The organism is Labrys miyagiensis, assembly GCF_030160835.1.
Lineage (GTDB): Bacteria > Pseudomonadota > Alphaproteobacteria > Rhizobiales > Labraceae > Labrys > Labrys miyagiensis.
In genome coordinates, this window is sequence record NZ_BSPC01000068.1 from 1 (window position 1) to 17,825 (window position 17,825).

At 59.9% G+C, this 17,825-nt stretch carries 14 protein-coding genes; 5 read left to right on the plus strand and 9 right to left on the minus strand.

Annotated features, from left to right (window positions below; translation table 11 throughout):
- Window positions 1–143: 143 nt before the first annotated feature.
- The 5 genes from QQL24_RS29475 to QQL24_RS29495 all read right to left on the minus strand — a co-directional run bounded on the left by QQL24_RS29475 (window position 144) and on the right by QQL24_RS29495 (window position 5,018).
- A complete protein-coding gene (locus QQL24_RS29475; RefSeq protein ID WP_284315882.1) occupies window positions 144–1,175 on the minus strand; it encodes a mechanosensitive ion channel family protein in 1,032 nt (343 codons plus the stop codon).
- 113 nt (window positions 1,176–1,288) lie between these two features.
- The gene (locus QQL24_RS29480) at window positions 1,289–2,059 is read right to left on the minus strand and encodes an SDR family oxidoreductase (RefSeq protein ID WP_284315883.1); all 771 of its coding nucleotides are present in this window, start codon (window positions 2,057–2,059) and stop codon (window positions 1,289–1,291) included.
- A 47-nt stretch (window positions 2,060–2,106) separates the two neighbouring features.
- A complete protein-coding gene (locus QQL24_RS29485) occupies window positions 2,107–2,538 on the minus strand; it encodes a hypothetical protein (RefSeq protein WP_284315884.1) in 432 nt (143 codons plus the stop codon).
- A 1,276-nt stretch (window positions 2,539–3,814) separates the two neighbouring features.
- Window positions 3,815–4,231, minus strand: a complete 417-nt coding sequence (locus QQL24_RS29490) for a cupin domain-containing protein (protein ID WP_284315885.1) — start codon at window positions 4,229–4,231, stop codon at window positions 3,815–3,817.
- 31 nt (window positions 4,232–4,262) lie between these two features.
- On the minus strand, window positions 4,263–5,018 hold the full coding sequence (locus QQL24_RS29495; RefSeq protein WP_284315886.1) for an SDR family oxidoreductase: 756 nt from the start codon (window positions 5,016–5,018) through the stop codon (window positions 4,263–4,265).
- A 769-nt stretch (window positions 5,019–5,787) separates the two neighbouring features.
- On the opposite strand from QQL24_RS29495, the gene QQL24_RS29500 reads away from it, so the two are divergent.
- Window positions 5,788–6,498, plus strand: coding sequence for an SDR family NAD(P)-dependent oxidoreductase (locus tag QQL24_RS29500; RefSeq protein WP_284315887.1), 711 nt, complete (start codon window positions 5,788–5,790; stop codon window positions 6,496–6,498).
- Window positions 6,499–7,060: 562 nt separating this feature from the next.
- Window positions 7,061–8,245, plus strand: coding sequence for an MFS transporter (locus QQL24_RS29505; protein ID WP_284315888.1), 1,185 nt, complete (start codon window positions 7,061–7,063; stop codon window positions 8,243–8,245).
- 178 nt (window positions 8,246–8,423) lie between these two features.
- Here QQL24_RS29505 and QQL24_RS29510 read toward each other — a convergent pair whose 3' ends face one another.
- The 4 genes from QQL24_RS29510 to QQL24_RS29525 are packed head-to-tail and all read right to left on the minus strand — an operon-like array spanning window position 8,424 to window position 12,539.
- On the minus strand, window positions 8,424–9,116 hold the full coding sequence (locus tag QQL24_RS29510; RefSeq protein ID WP_284315889.1) for a response regulator transcription factor: 693 nt from the start codon (window positions 9,114–9,116) through the stop codon (window positions 8,424–8,426).
- Window positions 9,113–9,490, minus strand: a complete 378-nt coding sequence (locus QQL24_RS29515; protein WP_284315890.1) for a response regulator transcription factor — start codon at window positions 9,488–9,490, stop codon at window positions 9,113–9,115. The genes QQL24_RS29510 and QQL24_RS29515 overlap by 4 nt, the downstream gene beginning before the upstream one ends.
- A gap of 2 nt (window positions 9,491–9,492) precedes the next feature.
- On the minus strand, window positions 9,493–10,134 hold the full coding sequence (locus QQL24_RS29520; RefSeq protein ID WP_284315891.1) for a response regulator transcription factor: 642 nt from the start codon (window positions 10,132–10,134) through the stop codon (window positions 9,493–9,495).
- Window positions 10,131–12,539, minus strand: a complete 2,409-nt coding sequence (locus QQL24_RS29525) for an MASE1 domain-containing protein (RefSeq protein WP_284315944.1) — start codon at window positions 12,537–12,539, stop codon at window positions 10,131–10,133. Before QQL24_RS29525 ends, QQL24_RS29520 begins: the two co-directional genes overlap by 4 nt.
- Before the next feature lie 735 nt (window positions 12,540–13,274).
- Here QQL24_RS29525 and QQL24_RS29530 point away from each other — a divergent pair.
- From QQL24_RS29530 to QQL24_RS29540, 3 genes are all read left to right on the plus strand, one after another.
- The gene (locus tag QQL24_RS29530; protein WP_284315892.1) at window positions 13,275–14,789 is read left to right on the plus strand and encodes an HlyD family secretion protein; all 1,515 of its coding nucleotides are present in this window, start codon (window positions 13,275–13,277) and stop codon (window positions 14,787–14,789) included.
- Entirely contained in the window at window positions 14,786–16,405 is a 1,620-nt protein-coding gene (locus QQL24_RS29535; protein ID WP_284315893.1) for a DHA2 family efflux MFS transporter permease subunit, read from the plus strand. Before QQL24_RS29530 ends, QQL24_RS29535 begins: the two co-directional genes overlap by 4 nt.
- Before the next feature lie 576 nt (window positions 16,406–16,981).
- Window positions 16,982–17,698: a nitroreductase gene (locus QQL24_RS29540; RefSeq protein ID WP_284315894.1), complete on the plus strand. Its 717-nt coding sequence runs from the start codon at window positions 16,982–16,984 to the stop codon at window positions 17,696–17,698.
- Window positions 17,699–17,825 lie beyond the last annotated feature (127 nt).

The following is a 17,825-nucleotide window of genomic DNA, read 5'->3' on the forward strand; positions in this document are numbered from 1 at the left end:
CAGATCACGCTGATTTGCGGAATCCCCTTGAGTCAGAATCCACGCCCCTTGGTATAAGAGGTTCAAACGTCGATCAATTCTCGATAGAAAAAAATTCTGTCCCACAGAGTCATTTCTCAACTGAAATCAACATGCAGGGGGCTTCATCCGGTGATTTCAGAGTCACCTACCAAACGCAAAGCATCACGATTACCTCCATCAGGTGCGTATAGAGGTAGACGATAGCTTTCCGGAGGCATTGCCAGCGCGAGATGGTTGTGCTTGCATTGAAGGTAAACTTGGTCGATCACTTCGTTTCTTGCCGGTGTCCGGCTGGCTGGATTGGCCACGGCGAACTGCAGCTCGATCTTGATGGCTGCGGCGTCTATCTCCTGCAACGCGACAACCGGCGGCGGTTCCATAACGATATGTTTGCAGGCCAGGAGCGCATTTCTCATCACATTTTCGATCACATGAGGCCTCTGCAAGGCGGCGATGCGTATCACCAACGTCATTTGATGGGCCTCGTCGGGCCGGCTGCGATTAGTGAGGCCCAGCTTCGCTAAAACGCTATTGGGTAGGACAACGAGGTCGTAGGCACCGGTGAGCAGGTGCGTTGAGCGCCAGTTGGTCTCTACAACGCGTCCACTGGTGCCATCACCCAACTGAATCCAATCCCCGAGCACGTATGGCCGCTCAAGGGTGAGGGCGATGCTGGAGAAGACATCGCCGAGAGTGTTCTGCAGCGCCAGACCGATAATGACGGCGACGACGCCGGACGTCGCCACAAGCGTGCCAATCGGGGCATCGAACACAAACCCAACTATTGAAAGCGTCACGCTGAGGTAAACAACAGCGCTGACCAGATCGAGGAGCAGATGCGCCTCTCTTGGCCTGTGACCGTAGGCCATGTAGAGGCGTACAGCGCCGATAATGGTCCAGGCAAGGTGCATCCACCACAAGACCAGCGCCGATCTTCCGAGGAGTGCGCCGATCTCGTCAGCATTCGTCTGGTCAAGTCTATAGGGTGAGACATCGCCGACAACCAACGCAAGCGTCATGCCTGAGAAGAACGCGATCTGCACCACAAGGCGAGCGGTGTGGCGCCTTCGTCCTTGGAGGAGCCACACAAGAATCCCGAAGAGTCCCATTACGTTGATCAGGATGAGTGTCAGCTCGTGTTGGTCTCCAGGCATGGGGGGTGTCTCTGACAGGATAACGATTGCATGAAGCCGGGCGCCAAACTTCGCCGAGGCGATTGCTAACCTCTGTGACTGCCGAAGGCGACGAGCTGGTATCTGCTCGCGGCTTAGAAGGCAGGTGTGAGCGTCTCGGCAATCGCCCTCCGCAGCCAGTCCTCGAACCGCGTCGGTGCAAAGCGTGGATGGTCGCCCGGCATGAGCGTGTCGTCCCGTAGGACCACGCCGAAATAGAGGGCCTCCGGATCCGCAATGACGAAGCGGGGATCCTCATTGGCCGCGAGGATCGTACGCGCAAGGTCGCTGAGACGAAAGCTGTCGGGTCCGACCACCTCGATCTCCTCGTTCTGGGCACGCCCCAACACGACATCTCGAAGGGCTAGCGCGACATCGTCGGCGGCTATGGGCTGCACGTAGGCTGGCGACACCCGCAGCGTGTCGCCCTCCGCATCGGCTTCCACAATGCCGTTGATATATTCGAAGAAGGGTGACGATCTGAGGATCGTAAAGGGCGCGTTCGAAGCCCGGACCAAGTTCTCCTGTGCCATCTTCGCCCGGAAATATCCGCTCTCGGGAAGGCGATTGGTACCCACCACGGACAGGGTCACGTGATGCCGTACGCCGGCCGCCGCTTCCGCGGCCAGGAGGTTCCGGCCTGAGATCTCGAAGAAGGCCAATGCGGCATTTTTCTTCAGCGACGGCGAGTTCGAAACGTCCACGACGATTTCGGCGCCGCTTAACGCCTCGGCCAGGCCCTCGCCAGTGATCGTGCTGACGCCGGTCGAGGGTGAAGCGGAGATGACCTCGTGATTACCCAGCCTCAAGAGGGTCACTACTTTGGCTCCAATCAAGCCGGTGCCACCGATGACGACGATTTTCATGTTGTGCTTCCTGAAGGGTTCGATCTCAACAAAAGCGGGCGCCTGCCTCAAATGCGGCTCGGCAGCGGCGCGGTTCCTTCGATCGAGTTGTCACGAACGCCCTGGCTCAAGGCCCAGAGGCACAGCAGGATGCCGACCAGCGCTGGCAGGGTCACGCCAACAAAATCACGGGGGATCGCCGAGACGGGGCTGATGCAGACGGCAACCTCCCAGAAGTGGAAGAGGGCATGGGCCGAAAGCCAGACTGTGGCCGCCAGCCAGAAATCGATCCTCCTTGAGGGCATGCTCATGCCGAATAGGAAGGCCAGCCCCAGCAACACCTGGATCATGCCGATGTCGCGGACGAAATGCTGATTGAAGAAGCCCGTGTCGGTCACGCCAGGAACAAGTTCGTACCAGGTGTACGGCACGATGATCATGACCACCCCGTTAATTGTCAGGAGGATGACGTTGAACGAGACCATGGCATAGACAGCCATCCTCGTCAGTCGGCGGCTCAGCTGTGAATGCATGGGTAAATCCTCTCGAGGTTGATGGTTCCTGGTAAGCATCTACATAAGCGCTGCTGAATCGTGTCTGCCCTGCATGAAGATCTGCCAGTGGCCGAACAGTAGTCTTGCCCAGATCAGTCGCAACAGCCTGGGCTTTTTTTCGGCTCAGATGACTGCAGGAAAATAACAGAGGCCGCATATTGCCGTCGATATATTGAATGGTTCAGCGTGTCTCATACCAATGTATAGGGTAATAGGGTGCCTAGTCTTTGGCACCCCTTGGGCACGCCAGTGGCTCCTGCCTTCGACGGCCGGCTATGAAAACAGGGCGAGCCTGACCCCTATCATTGGGAGAAATTGGCAAGAGCCCGCGCTTCGTGCCGGTTAGGCGTGCTCCGAAGCGATCTCACAACTCGGAAACTGGAAGTCCAAAATTCGGCCTGCAAGGCTAGCTCCGATGTCTGGTGTGCGAATTAAATTGCGCCAATCCATTTTGAGGAAGTGCCGCACCCAGCTACCTACTTGCTAGGTCTTAGTACCAACGGAGAGGATAATATAGCCCCAGGTATAGCTGTCGTGAAGCGTCAGATTTGCGAATGATTTTGTATAGCCGTGTCAACCGGACACAACAGGAATGATGAACGCGAGAATTTTTCCGGTTTCTTCTCGCGGCCAACGAAATGGCAGGCGAGCATTTTACCTGTTCGGCTATTCAATACACAAGGTCGTGACCACGAGTATTCAGGTTGCCGATAATTACGCGGACAAAGACTTGGAAAATAACATCATCAACTCGTGAATCGTAATGATGGGTGGGAGCCGCATCATCGGTTCGAATACCATGTATCGGCTGCACCGAGAAGGCCACGAGGTGAAGCTCACGAGTACCGGTATCAACACTGTCAGCGCAGAAGGCCTCCCGGTCGCATTCGCCGATGCCCAGGTTGTTGTCAATCTGACGAACTAGGCGTCGTTCGAAGAGAGGACGTCTTTGCGCTCCTTGAGGGCTGCGATTTTATCGGCGAGAGCTGTTCTCTCAGAACGACGTGCACCGATGCCGGCGTCATATCCAACGCAAATAACACGACCTTCGAAGGCGCCGAAGGTCGTTCGCAAAGGGGCGATGATTAACTAGAAGTAAAGTGCCAGCGGCAACGCCACTGCCTATTTGACTGAATGTCACGCCTGTCCCGCGCTCACCTTAGCAACCCGACAGTGTCCATGGCGTCGGCTGCTCGAGCAACCTACGCCATGGCTAATTGTGTCAGTTCCCGAGTGGGCTCGTCAGTTCTGTCTCATTCGTGTCCACGACGAATACAGCGAGGAGCTTGGCCGGCTTGGTCTGGCTGGCATTGGCACTGATGACGTGGCGGTCGCCGGGCAGCTCAGAGAAACTCTGTCCGGCCTTGTAGACCGTCGCCGGTCCATCGTTGACCTGGCTACGGATCGTTCCCTCAAGCACGGTCGCGTAGATGAATGCGGATTTGGGATGCGTGTGGCCGGGAGAATAGCCGCCCGGCCCATACTCGACGAGCACGCCCTTGATGCTCTTGCCTGGAACGTTCGGTAGTTCGTGCTGGTAGACAAGGGCCACCTTGGCGTTTTTTGACTGCGGAGCGGCCGCGAGCGATCCGCCGAACGGCAGGATGGCAACAAGCAGCGAGCAGAGGATGCGTTTCATTGAGCCTATCCTTTGGGTTGCCGATGCGGGGTCACGCTGCTGCCCGCGAGCGACGAAGCCATTCGTCGAAACCGATATGGCCGAGGCGAGCCACACCCAAGGGCACGAGGGACAGTTCCTCGACCCGGCCGCCCCAATATCGGGCCTCGGGGTCACGCACCACTTCGCGCTTGTCACCGACCGCCTTCAGATATCGGGCAACAATTTCATTGAACGGTGCCCGCTCTGGGCCAGCGATCTCGATGATGCCGTTTCGGGGCGCCGCGAGAGCAGTATCTGCGACGACATGAGCAACGTCGTCCGCGGCGATGGGCTGGAACATGCCCGGTGGGAGCCTGACCTTATCTCCGTTCATACTTGCATCGGCTATGCCGCTGAGAAATTCCATGAACTGGGTCGCGCGGATGATGGTGTAGGGGATACCTGACGCCTTGATTAGTTTCTCTTGCGCGACCTTAGCGCGGAAGTAGCCATTGTCTGTCGTACGGTCGGTTCCGACGATGGAGAGCGCGACATGGTGGCCGACATCTGCCGCGGCCTCTGCGGCGAGAATATTTCGCCCGGAGGTCTCGAAAAATTCCAGCACCGCCCTGTCTTCAAATGAGGGCGAGTTGGTGAGGTCGATCACCACCTGTGCGCCGGAGATGGTCTCCTTGAGCCCCTCGCCGGTGATGGTGTTGACACCGCTTTTGGGTGAGGCTGCGATAACCTCGTGACCGCGTTGGCGTAGATTTGCCGCAGCCTTCGACCCGATGAGGCCGCTCCCACCCATAATCACGATCTTCATATTTTCTCTCCTTTGATTGAGACGCTTGGTGTTAGTTGGACTCAGATACGACAATCGCGTGTTGAGTAAAATTAACAAAAGTTTCGTTGATAAAACTACTTAACTCAAATAATATTTATGCTATGTACACTATGCTGAATGTAGAGAGGCAATTTAGAATAACATATACCTGATTTTTCTTCAGTGGCTTCGTGAATATGCATTTCAACAATTTGTCAGAATGTCTAACTCGCGGCAATAATACGGAGGTCTAGGTCCTTATACCCGCGCGGATAAGGACCGGCGCAGGTTCTATCTCAAAGGCTTTTGAGCCCTCCGGAACAACGATCATGGAAACAGCAAGCGTTAGAAGGGAGGACGCCCAAGAGTAGTCACGGGCCCACTGCTTCTGACCTCGGACTCAGGTCGTTTGCTCCGGTACGCTCAGAGACATGCGCCGATGCGCTGCTGAAGCAGTCCGCATTCTTAGCCTCGCTTTACAGAATTTGCGGCGGTCTCTGCCGGTGTGACAAAAAGCACTTTGCGGAGTTGAAGTCGGATTGGTCGAAGTTTCGGCAATCACTTCGATGGGCATCTGCTCGCCGAGGTCACGAGCTCGGTAACCTATGCCTAGGTATAGCTTTCTCTGAGCCAATGCCGGTCTTGGACTATCCCCATTGTGAATGTCCCAGTCCAATCTGAACCCTTAATAATGTCCTCGAATCCATGGTACGCCGCGGTCCGCTCACGCGCTCCGCGCCGGACTAGCGATGCACAAAGGACGCATACAATGAGCACTCAACAGAAAGTCGCCGTCATAACAGGAGCATCGCGAGGCATTGGAGCGGCCCTCGTTAGGGCCTACCGAGATCGTGGCTATCGAGTGGTCGCTACGGCTCGCTCAATCAAGCCTTCGAAGGACGACGGCATCCTCGTGGTCCCCGGTGATATCACCGAGCGGAAAACCGCCGAACGAACAATATCTGAAGGTATTGCGCGGTTCGGACGTATCGATTCGCTCGTCAACAACGCCGGCATCTTTATATCCAGGCCCTTTACCCAATATACACAGGCGGACTATGCGGACATTCTTGGAGTGAACATCGCCGGATTTTTTCACATCACACAACTGGCGGTCGCCGAGATGGAAAAGCACGGTAGCGGCCATGTCGTGCAGATCACGACGAGCATGGACGAGCATGCCGACGCCCGGGTGCCGGCCGTTCTCGCCGCGCTAACAAAGGGCGGCCTTAATGCCGCGACCAAATCGCTTGCGATCGAGTATGCAAAACGCGGCATACGCGTAAACGCTGTTGCTCCCGGGCCAGTCAAATCTTCAATGCATCCTCCCGAGACTCATCGCGAACTCGGTGATCTTCTTCCCCTCGGACAGATGGGGGAGGTGTCCGACGTCGTCGACGCGGTCCTTTACCTTGAGTCGGCGAGCTTCGTGACCGGTGAAATCCTTCATGTGGACGGAGGTCAGAGCGCCGGTCATTGATCGGGAGCGCGACCAAGCACCGGCGGTGGCGCAGTATCAGGATGACGTCTGACTCAGTGAAGTGCTGCAAATCCTCTTCAATCCTCTGCGAGGGAAGCGGATGGTGTTCGAGGGCGGGACTGTCCTGTCGAAGGTCTATGATTGGCGTGTGGACTCCCTGCTTATTCACTTCCATGTGAGATGCATGGATCTCCATTGGTGTTGCTAAGCTATGGCGGATTTGCGTGAAAGCTTGAGTTTGCCGGCATTGGCATTGAGGCGTTGAACGAAACGTCGACGATCGCCCGGGTTTTATTCGCCCCACCGGAGCATCCAATCGTGATATCAGTGTGTCCCCAATAACAGCCGACCTTTTGTTCGTGGCACCCCTAGTCGGAATTGCTGCGTGCTGGTGGTAGTGTTCTCGAGCCAATCTTCAGAACCAAGCAGAGCGACATGGGCATGGGACTCGCTATTGGCCATTTGATCATCGGAGCACCGGGGGCCGTCTCTGGACGGCCAACAATGAGACGCGTGGGGCGACCGTCGCCTTTACGCTTCCACTAGTGGCGAGAGAGGCGTCATGAGCCCACGTGATGCTTCGGAGGCTCGCGATCCTGTATCCCTTGTGGTCGGGGCGATTGTCGCGCAGGTGATCGGCGGGCTGGTCACGCAGATGTCGCCCTTTATGATCGACGGGTTGATGGCGGGTCTCTCGCTTTCGGAACGCGACGCCGGCTTGGTTGCCACCGTCGAGTTCCTGACCCTCGCCCTCGCAGCGATCGCAATCGCGCCCGTCCTGCCGCGGTTTTCCAATCGGCGCGTTAGCCTCCTGGCGGTCGCGCTTGCGTTGCTCGCACAAGGCGCATCGATCTTCGGCGCTTCGTTGGCGTCTGTCGCCCTGCTGCGCGGCCTGGCGGGCGTTGGCGAGGGCGCCCTCTACGCAGTGTCGCTGTCCATCGTCGCCTCCCGTTCCAGTAACCCGGATAAGGTCTATGGCTACTTTCAAGTTGTCTGGGCCTTGGGCAGCGTCGCGCTCTTCGCAGTGGGTGGTCAGCTCACCGCGACATTCGCGCTTCGCGGCATCCTTTCGCTGATCGCGGGCGTGACCCTAGCACTCGCGCCGCTCCTGCTCCTCATACCTGGCGCCCGCGTCCAAAGTCATGGCGCAGTTGCGACCGGCGCAACGCGGGTCTCGCCACTGCTTGGCATCACGACGCTCGCGGCGGTCGTGCTCTACCTCACGGTCTCCGCCGCGGTCTATACGTTCAGCGCACCTCTGGGCGAGCGGTCAGGCCTTAACACGAACTCGGTCGGTTATGCGCTGACCGTCGGAACGCTGGTCGGTCTTGCGGGCGCGGGAGCCGCGACCGCGCTTAACGTGCGCTGGGGAAGAGCGATTCCCATCTCCGGCTTCTGCGTCGTCTTCACACTCGTCACGCTCGCACTGTGTCTCTCCCACAACCCGACCGTCTATGTCGTCGCCCTCGTCGCGTCGGTCGTCATTTTCTACTTCTCAATCCCTTACCTGTTCGGCCTCGCCGCCGCGCTCGACAGCAGCGGGCGTTGGGCCGCGGCAGCGGGGTCCGCCTATCTGGTCGGCTTCGCCGTAGGTCCCCTGTTCGGCGGCGCCGTGATCATGGAGGTCGGATACGCCGGCCTCGGCGCGGTCTGCGTTGCAATCACGGCCATTGTCTGGGGACTCGCCATGGTTGTCTGTCGGCAACTCAGCGGGACGGCCGCGCCGCGCGCTGATGGGTGTTTGTAGCGGCGATATCGCCAGTACGCCCTTCCACGCATTCGACGATTTCTCTGGTTTCGAAATAGAGCGTCGTCTGGTTCGTTCGCGTTGTATCGACGACATAAGTCCGCCATCGGAGTGCCGTCAGCGGGCTCGGGACGGGCGTTTCCTCGATTTGGTCGGACGCGCCTAGGATCGCGAGAAACTAGGCCTCGCCCCCCTCACGCACGTCGGCGGGCAGCGCCTCCCAGACGCGAACGAGCTCGCCGACGGAAGTAAGCTCCATCTTGCGCATGACATTGCTACGGTGGAGCTTGACAGTGATCTCGCTGATGCCGAGGTCGAAAGCGATCTGCTTGTTCAGCCGGCCGACCGCGACTTCCCGCAGCACCTGACGTTCGCGCGGAGTAAGCAAGGCGAGCTTGCCTAGTTGCTCCTTTACGAATCGCGAATGCGCCCGCTGTTTGATATCGCGCTCGATGCCCACCGCGATCGCGTCGAGCAGTATCTGGTCGCGCACCGGCTTGGTGAGGAAATCGACCGCGCCAGCCTTCATTGCTTGCACCGACATCGGAATGTCGCCATGGGCCGTGAGAAAGACTATCGGCTTGGCGTCACCGCTTTCAGCTAGGCGACATTGAAGATCCAGCCCGCTCAGGCCCGGCATTCGCACATCGGAGACAACACAGCCTGGCCGATCCGGGAGCTCGGCCTCAAGCAAATCACGCGTGGAGGCGAAGCTGATCGCGTCGAGGCCCGCCGATAGGGTCAGCTCGTGCAACGCCTCGCGGATACTGTCATCGTCATCTACGAGGATAACCAGCGGGCGATCCGCTTCGGCCTGATTGCCCACCGCCTGGGATCGGCGGAGCACTCTACTCTCATGGCTCACGCTCATGGGGAATTCTCCTTTTTAGTCAGAGCATCGCCAATCGCCGCGAGCAATGTCTGCCCGTCGAAAGGCTTGCGGAAGAACCAATTGTGCTTTGCCTGCGGCAGCTCGGCGATCTCGTGGCGGCCGGTGATCAGGATCACCGGCAGGTCGGGGCGTCTCTCACTCATCACGTGCTGCAGCTCGAAACCGTCCATACGGGGCATGCCGATGTCCGTGATCAGACAATCGATCTCAGACAAGGCATTGCTGTTGAGCAGGGTTCGGGCCGACGAGAATGCCCGCACGGTGTGCCCCGCTGACTCGAGAAGCTCCTCGAGCGACTCGAGCACGCGCTGGTCATCATCGACGATCGCCACAAGGGATTTCGGATTGGACATTCTCACGAGCTTCCTGAACGTCTGGAATGAGTGACTGGGATCTGAAGTTTTTCGGCGATCCGCACCAGGTCTGCGAGCGACGCCGCCTGCATCTTCTGCATGATCTTGCTGCGGTGAATTTCAATGGTGATCTCACTGATGCCGAGTTCTGCGGCCGCCTGTTTGTTCAGGAGGCCGCTGACCACCAGCGGCAGTACCTCGCGCTCTCGCGGCGTAAGAACCGCCAGGCGGCGAACAAGCTCGGCCTGCTCTGCTCGCGCCAATCGTTGAATGCGGTCCTGGTCGATCGCCGCCCGAACCGCTGCGATCAGATCGTTCTCCCCGACCGGCTTGGTGAGAAAGTCGACAGCGCCGCCCTGAATGGCGCGCACCGAAGATGGAATGTCGCCATGCCCCGTGATGAAAACGATTGGGGGATGGACCTCGGAGGATAGCTGCTTCTGGAACTCCAGGCCGTTGATGTCCGGCAACTCGACATCAAGGATCAGGCACGCGGGGAGATCAGGCTTCGCATAGGCGATATAGTCCGCGGCTGCGGCGAACGTCTCAGCCCGCCATCCCCACGACTCCAGCAGTTCACCGACCGCCTCGCGCACTCTGGTGTCATCATCCACCACGAAGACCATTTCCTCGCGCGGGCTCATGGCGCCTCGCTCGCCGCCAATGGCAGCGTGAAGGCAACGGTCGCCCCGCGCGTCTCATTGTTAGCCATCCAGAGTCGACCCCCATGTGCTTCGACGATCGAGCGGCAGATAGCGAGCCCCATGCCCATTCCTTGCTGCTTGGTAGTAAAGAACGGCTGGAAGAGGCGCTCAGCGTCCTTGAAACCAGTTCCAGAGTCACGAACCTCGACCCGTATCGCGTCGGGACCGTCGCGGCATGCGCGGATCTGGAGCATGCGGGATCCGTCAACCACCGCGTCCATCGCCTCCATCCCGTTCCGGATCAGGTTCGCGAGCACCTGCTGTACCTGGACACGATCGAGCGCGACCGCCGGCAGGTCCTGCTCAAGATCCGTTTCGATGCGGATGCTCCTTGTTGCGATCTCGTCGGCCATCAGCCGACAGACTTCGCCAATCACGTGGTTGACTTCTTCCGGCAACCTGGCCTGCGGCGTGCGACGGAAGAGGGCGCGAATGCGGCTAACGACATCTGCGGCCGAGTTGGCGTCGCGGGTGATGCGCTCGGCCGTGATCTTCGCGCGTTCGAGATTTGGAGGCTCGGCGGACAGCCAACGGTGACATGCGTGGGAATTCGCAACGATCGCCGCCAGCGGCTGATTCACTTCGTGGGCGATCGAGGCGGAAAGCTCAGCCAGGCTTGCGGCCCGTGTCGCCTGGGCGAGCTGGTCGGAGGCGCGCCGCAATGCCTCTTCGGCGTGCACTTGATCGTCTATGTCGTGACAGAGGCCGAACCATTGGACAATGCGTCCGCTCTCATCCCGCATCGGCTCGGCGCGGCCCGACATCCAGCGATACACACCATCCGCGCGCCGAAGGCGATACTTCATGGCAAAACGCTCACCCGTGCGGAGACAGCGTCCGAAAACGTCCCACACCGCCTGCATATCGTCGGGGTGGAAGATCGTATTGAACATCACTTCCAGTTGGCGCTTGTCCTCCAGATTCATGCCGAGAAAGTCCGCCATGTGCCTGTTGGCGAGGGTGGTCTCCCCGTCAGGGGCCACGCGCCAGAGATTGCTTGGAACCATGTCCACGAGCAACGAGAGTTCCCGCTCTCGCTCGCGCAACGCCTCCTGCGCACGCATCTCATCGTCGATATCGATGGAGACGCCGTACCATTGCGCAACCGCTCCGTCTTCGTCATGCCGAGGCTCCACCCTGCACTCCGCCCAGCGATAGGCGCCGTCTTTCTCACGCCAACGAAACCGCATCACGGAGGCGTCGCCCGTTTCGAAACAATTCCGCAGCGTGCGCTGCACCACGGGAGCGTCTTCGGGATGAATCAGCTCTTGTGCCAACTTCTCGATGTCCGGCTCCTCAAAAGGTTCGAAGTTGGGGACAACGGCGCGGAAATGGTCCTGGTATCGCTTATTGAAGTATAAAGGTCCGCCGGTTGGTGTCGCGCTCCAGATCCGGATCGGAAGCGCGTCGAGCATCTGCTGAAGCTCCCGTTCACTCTTGCGCAACGTAAGCACCGCCAGCTGGTGCTGCCGGGATATGGCGGCCACGATGAGTGCCGAAAATGCCGAGATGGCCAGAAAAAGCTGCAGCATGATCTGCGTGTGCCTTTCGGACGCGGGATCGCCGACAAATTGACTGGCGCCGGATACCGTGAATAACGCCGTGATCAGAGCAAGGAGCGTCAACGCGACGGCAGCACCTCTGAACTCAAAGCGCGCCGCGGCCCAAAGAAGAGGCGGCATGATGATGTAGGCAAAGGGCAGATAACCGCTCAAGGAAAGGGCGGCGACGCCGAGAAAGATCAGCCCCAGGACGCAAGCTTCCATCCATCGCGCGGCCGAGAGCTGGGCCTTGCCGCGCCAGTTCTGGAACACGACCAGCGCCAGTGGTGCTACGATCAGGACCCCGGTGGCGTCTCCGATCCACCATAGAGGCCAGGCCGCCGCGAAGGTTTGCGATTGCATGCCAAACCATGCAAGTGTCGCACTTCCTATCGTCGCGCTTACGACTGGCGCAATTCCGCCGGCCAGTGCAACGAATGCGAGAACCTCCTGCAAGGTTTCTAGCCGAACTGGTGATCTGCAGGTCCTGTTCACGAGCCAGGCTCCGGTCGCCGCTTCAAGAGCGTTGCCGGCATAGATCAGGATGGCCGCGGGCAGTGGACTGTGGAACCACAAGAAATTGCTGAACAGTTCAGCCAGACAGCCGCCCAGCACCCACCACGGCCAGCTGTATCTTGGGGCCAGGATAAGCGCAGCGATGAAGAGCCCGCTCGGAGGCCAAATGGAAATGCCCGTTCCAGGTACGATTGCGAGCGACTGAGCGAATCCGCAGCCCAAAACATAGGCCGCAATAAAAAGCCCTAGTGCCCAAAATTGGGGGCGGTGCGACCAGACATTAGACAACAAAGTTCTTTCAAGGTCAGTAATCGAGTCGTCATGAGACGCGCCGAGTTCATTTGGAGCGAGAGGTCGACCAATTCCCTGCGATTCCGGTCTAGATCGGTCCAGGTCCAGGTTTAGCTCCCGGGTTGCTTCAAAGTCGGTCTCGCCAAATGAGTTGGGCGCGGTCGTCATTGGCTTCTCCTGCCCTACAAAGAAAGCCTGCAGCCTATCAGCGCCGTGTATAGCACTTGTGCTCAGAGTTAGGATCTGGGCTAGCGAGCTTACGTCACTATCCTAGTCCTGCCGAACCGAAGCCGCACCTTATGGAAATCCATGTATTGCACGCAGCACTCCTTGGCCGGCGACGCAAGCCCGGCGCTGGCGCTGCTTGTGACACGGGCACTGATTCCAGCGACAGTTGTCCAATTCTCTAAGTGAGTGCTTCATGCAGTCCCCGCTCTCATAACCTTCTCATGTTGGGCTTCTCCCCTGAGGTCGAGACGCACCCAACGATCGGCGATAGGGACCTATACCTAGGCGTGATACCGATCATCTCATCGAAGGTTCACCCTGTGAGCATCAATTGTTCTGCAATCAATGGGCGACAGGGTTCGGCCTGGGGAATTGAAAGCAGGCGAAAATCGTTGGGGAACTTTGTCACTCAGGTGACGTGGTCGTTTCTTCCCGGGTCCCGGGTCTCCCATTTTCACGTTGTCCGCCACCGCCGGTTTCATCCCTTGCAACGGGTGTCCGAATATGTCCGACAAGAGCAGCAAGCCAGCTTCCATCAATGTGCAACGTACTGCGGATGCAGATGCTTCGGTTGCCCAAGAGGTCAGTCTATCGCAGGCACCTCCGGAGCCGAGCCCGGCGCCACAGCAGGCCGGAAAAGCTTCCTGGAAGCGAAAGCTGCTGGTGCGCGCGGTTTGCGTCGCAATCCCGGTAGGTCTTCTCGCGGTGGGCGTCCCGTGGCTCCAGGAGATGCTCAGCACTGCCTCCACGGACGACGCATTCGTGAACGGGCATGTGACGTTTGTTGCCCCGCGCGTGCCGGGACAGATTTCCCGCGTTCTGGTGGATGACAATAACCGGGTCCACCAGGGAGATCTCCTCGCCGAGTTGGATAAGGAGCCGTACCGGGTCGTCGTCTCCCAGAAGCAGGCGGCCGTCGACACCGCTCAGGCGGACCTCCAGGCGGCGACGGCCGCCGTGCGCGCGGTTGAAGCGGAAGCAAGGAGCCGTCGCTGGAACCTGCAACATGCCGTGCAGGACGTGGATAACCAGGTCGCGCTTCTCCACGCGCGAGCTGCTGTGGTGGACAAGAGCAAGGCCGCGCTGGCTCTGGCGCAGATCGAGTTCGACAGGGCACGACGGCTGGTCCCAGCGGCCGACGTGTCGCGCGCGGTCTACGACCAGCGGCAGGCGCAGCTAAGCGCGGCCGGCGCCGACCTCGCCCAAAGCATGGCAGAGGCACAGCAGATCCGCGTCTCCCTCGGGCTGCCGGCCCAACCTGAAGGGGGCGCCGACCTGGGCCAGGTACCTCCCGATCTCGACGAGACCTTCTCGTCCGTCCTCGAGGCGCAGGCGGGGCTCATTCAAAGTGCCGCCCAGCTCGGCGTCGTGCACTCGTTCGTCCAGGGTCCGAAAGCGATGCTCGACCAATTCGAAAACCTGGGCGATATCGACAAGACGCTCGCCCGGTACGAAGCCAATGCCCCGGCCGTTAAGCAGGCGGAAGCAAAACTCGAAGCGGCCAAACGCGAACTCGCGCAGGCCGAGCTCAACCTGCGTTACTGCGATATCGTCGCGGAAATCGACGGCGTTGTCACGCGCCGCAACGTCAATCCGGGCAACTACGTGCAGGTCGGCCAGAACCTGATGGCGGTTCGCTCGCTCAACGAGATCTGGGTTGACGCGAACTTCAAGGAGACGCAGTTGGGCGATCTTCGCATCGGGCAAGCTGTCGATCTGTACGTCGACATGTATGGCGGCAAGCGCGTCTTCAAGGGCCGGATCGGCGGCTTCACCATGGGAACTGGATCGACGTTGGCATTGCTGCCGCCCCAGAACGCCACGGGTAATTTCGTCAAGGTGGTCCAGCGACTGCCGGTCCGGATCGATCTTGTCGATTATAATGCCGATCAGACACCTCTGTTCATCGGCACCTCGGTCGTTCCTTATGTTCGTATCAATGAGCCGGCGACCGGACCCGACGCCGGCAAGTTCCTGCAGTCCGCTGCAACGGCCAGCGCGCCGGGAGCAGAGCAATGACCGACACTGCCCTGTCGCCATCACTGCCCAGCTCCCGATCCCACCGGGCTATCAATCCTTGGGTGGTCGCCGCCGTTGTCGTGATACCAACCTTCATGGAGGTGCTCGACACCACGATTGCGGTCGTGGCGCTGCGCTATATCGCCGGTGGCCTGTCCGCCACCGTCGATGATGGCGAGTGGGTCATCACCAGCTACCTCGCCGCCAACGCGATCATCCTGCCCATCACCGGCTGGCTGATCGCCCATCTTGGGCGTCGCAACTACTTCCTGCTTTCCATCGCTGTGTTCACCCTCGCCTCGGGGCTGTGCGGCATGGCCACGGGGCTCGGGCAATTGATTCTGTTCCGCGTTCTCCAGGGGCTTGCCGGCGGTGGTCTCCAGCCGTCGAGTCAGGGTGTGCTGCTGGACGCCTTCCCGGTCGAGCGGCAGGGCATGGCCATGACGCTGTTTGGCCTCGCCGCGCTGATCGCACCCGTCGTCGGTCCGACACTCGGTGGCTGGATAACCGACAGCTATTCCTGGCGCTGGGTGTTCTGGATCAACGTCCCCATCGGCCTCCTGGCCCTGGGTGCATGCGCCATCACGCTGCGGGATCCCGATTACCTCACAGAGCAGCGCACGGAGCTGCGCAAGCAACCGTTCAGTTTTGACGGCGTCGGCCTGACGCTGCTGGTTGTCGTCGTTGTCTGTTGGGAGGTCGTGCTCAGCAAGGGTCAGGAATGGGACTGGCTGGGCGACCCATTCTGGCGTGTGCAGACGCTGGCGACCCTGTTTGCCGTGGGCTTGGCCGGGCTGATTGTCTGGGAGCTGCGCCATCCTAGTCCAGTGGTCAATTTCCGGCCGTTGCGCGAGCGCAATTTCATCGCCTGCTGCGTCATCATCTTTTGCGCTTACGCGGTGCTGTATGCCGCCAGCACCTCATTGCCTGCCTTGCTCCAGTCCCTGTTCGGCTACGACGCCTTGAGCGCCGGGCTGGTCATGTCGCCGGCCGGCTTCTTTGCGGTCATCGCCATGCCGTTGGTGGCGCGCCTGCTCGGTCGTGGAACCGATGCGCGATGGGTGATTGCCGCGGGTCTCCTGACCATGGCCGCTGGAAATTACTGGATGTCGCAGATGAACCTGGACATCAGTCCCGGGCAGGCCATCTGGCCGCGCGTGGTGCTGATCGTCGGGCTTGCCATGTGCTTCGCCCCCGCGAATGTGGCAGCTTACCTCTATACGCCACTGGCGTTACGCGGGGCAGCGGTCGGCCTGTTGAGCCTCCTGCGCAACGAGGGCGGCAGCGTGGGAACCTCGCTGGCCCAGACGGTGCAGGAGCGCCGTGACCAGTTCCACAGCCTCCGACTTGGCGAATGGCTCGACCCCTTCAATGCGGCTGCGCGTTCGTTCCTCGATCAGGCTTCTGGAGCATTCGTGCAGCAGACCGGCGATCCGGTCGCCGCGCAGCAACTGGCCTTGCAGTCGCTCGTAAATCTTCGCCAGCAACAGGCATCGTCGCTCGCCTACTTCGATGTCTTCTGGGTGCTGGCCGTCGTCATGGTCGCGCTTTTGTTCGCCGTGCTGCTGATGAAACGCTCCGTCGCGGAGAAAGGTGCTCGGATCGGGGCAGAGTAAGGGGGCATACGTTGCCCTCCCGCCGCATCGAGCCTTTATCGCCGGAGAGATCAAATTGGACACGTATCTCGACGGCTATGACAAGAGTGCTTGCAAGGGGCTCGCAACGCCCGATGTTTACGGCTGGTCCAGGACGCCAAGCCATGTGCCGCAGTAGGGCCGCTTCTGGTCGTCAAGAGACTGCCGATAACGGCCGTCATGCCAATCCAGCGGCTTGTTTTTCCATGGCCGTTGTTGGGCCGAGACCGGCCCCCTGGCTTCAAGGCACCGGCGACCGTTAAGCAGGTATTGGCGCCGCGACCTGCGTCTTCGGCTGTCGCCCCTGAGCGGTCGGCCACCGCAAAGACCGGGTGGCCCGTCATCCGGACACGCACGCCCGAAGCTCGTCACTGAGAGCGAAGTCGCCATGCTCATCATTCGGATTTGCTTGACGTGGGTATGGCCTGGTCTAGCCATCGGTATGACTTCGTCTCGCCAAATGTCGTGCACGGACTGACACCTCGTAGAATGGGCCGGCTCATCACGAATTGCTACCTTCTGGTTGCTGGGGACTTGGCAACGAGAAGGTGAACGATCATGGACGTGTATGAGGCGGTCATGAGCCGACGGGCGGTGCGCAGGTTTACGGGCCGGGATATCCCGAAGGAGGTGCTGGAGCGGGTGCTGTTCGCGGCGAACTGGACCCCGTCCGGATCGAACCTCCAGTCGTGGAACACCTATGTGGTGACCGGATCGCCGCTTGCCGAGCTCAAGAAGCGCGCCGGGAGACGCGTGGCCGCTCGCGACCCCTGGGACGAGCGGGAGTACGAGATGTACCCAGCCGACCTGAAATCTCCCTACCGCGAGCGCCGATCCCGCTTCGGCCATGAACGCTACAGCGCACTCGGCATTGCTGACGGCGACTGGGAAGCAAGTCAGAGAGCTGCTTCCGCCAATTGGGACTGTTTCGGCGCGCCCGCCGCCCTGTTCTGCTACATCGACCGCGACCTGGGTGTACCCCAATGGGCCGACGTCGGCATGTATCTTCAGACTGTCATGCTGCTGCTGCGCGGCGAGGGGTTGCACAGCTGCACCCAGATGGCGTGGTCGGTGTATCGCAAGACCGTCGCGGAGATCCTGTCACCGCCCGAACGGCTCATCCTGTTCTGCGGCATGTCGATCGGGTACGAGGACGTCACAGAGTCTTACGTGCGCACGGGCCGGGCGCCGCTCAACGAAACCGTCACGTTTGTCGACTCGACTTCACAACAATTGGCGCAGGCAGCGCGAGAGGGTTCATTGCTGGGTGTATGAAACGATGTCCCCTATCTGCGAAGGTCGACAAGGGGATGCGAAGTTCGTCATTCCGCAATAGTCCGTGTTGGGATGCTCGGCAACGATCGTTGGGCCGCCCGCCCGCGGGACGAATGAGTTGCCGGTC

Excerpts from the sequence above, each read along its gene's own strand:
- QQL24_RS29495 (WP_284315886.1), bottom strand. The coding sequence starts at position 5,018 with ATGAAGATCGTGATTATGGGTGGGAGCGGCCTCATCGGGTCGAAGGCT.
- QQL24_RS29490 (WP_284315885.1), bottom strand. The coding sequence starts at position 4,231 with ATGAAACGCATCCTCTGCTCGCTGCTTGTTGCCATCCTGCCGTTCGGC.
- QQL24_RS29515 (WP_284315890.1), bottom strand. The coding sequence starts at position 9,490 with ATGTCCAATCCGAAATCCCTTGTGGCGATCGTCGATGATGACCAGCGC.
- QQL24_RS29480 (WP_284315883.1), bottom strand. The coding sequence starts at position 2,059 with ATGAAAATCGTCGTCATCGGTGGCACCGGCTTGATTGGAGCCAAAGTA.
- QQL24_RS29530 (WP_284315892.1), top strand. The coding sequence starts at position 13,275 with ATGTCCGACAAGAGCAGCAAGCCAGCTTCCATCAATGTGCAACGTACT.
- QQL24_RS29510 (WP_284315889.1), bottom strand. The coding sequence starts at position 9,116 with ATGAGCGTGAGCCATGAGAGTAGAGTGCTCCGCCGATCCCAGGCGGTG.
- QQL24_RS29500 (WP_284315887.1), top strand. The coding sequence starts at position 5,788 with ATGAGCACTCAACAGAAAGTCGCCGTCATAACAGGAGCATCGCGAGGC.
- QQL24_RS29540 (WP_284315894.1), top strand. The coding sequence starts at position 16,982 with ATGGACGTGTATGAGGCGGTCATGAGCCGACGGGCGGTGCGCAGGTTT.
- QQL24_RS29505 (WP_284315888.1), top strand. The coding sequence starts at position 7,061 with ATGAGCCCACGTGATGCTTCGGAGGCTCGCGATCCTGTATCCCTTGTG.
- QQL24_RS29520 (WP_284315891.1), bottom strand. The coding sequence starts at position 10,134 with ATGAGCCCGCGCGAGGAAATGGTCTTCGTGGTGGATGATGACACCAGA.
- QQL24_RS29475 (WP_284315882.1), bottom strand. The coding sequence starts at position 1,175 with ATGCCTGGAGACCAACACGAGCTGACACTCATCCTGATCAACGTAATG.
- QQL24_RS29535 (WP_284315893.1), top strand. The coding sequence starts at position 14,786 with ATGACCGACACTGCCCTGTCGCCATCACTGCCCAGCTCCCGATCCCAC.
- QQL24_RS29485 (WP_284315884.1), bottom strand. The coding sequence starts at position 2,538 with ATGGCTGTCTATGCCATGGTCTCGTTCAACGTCATCCTCCTGACAATT.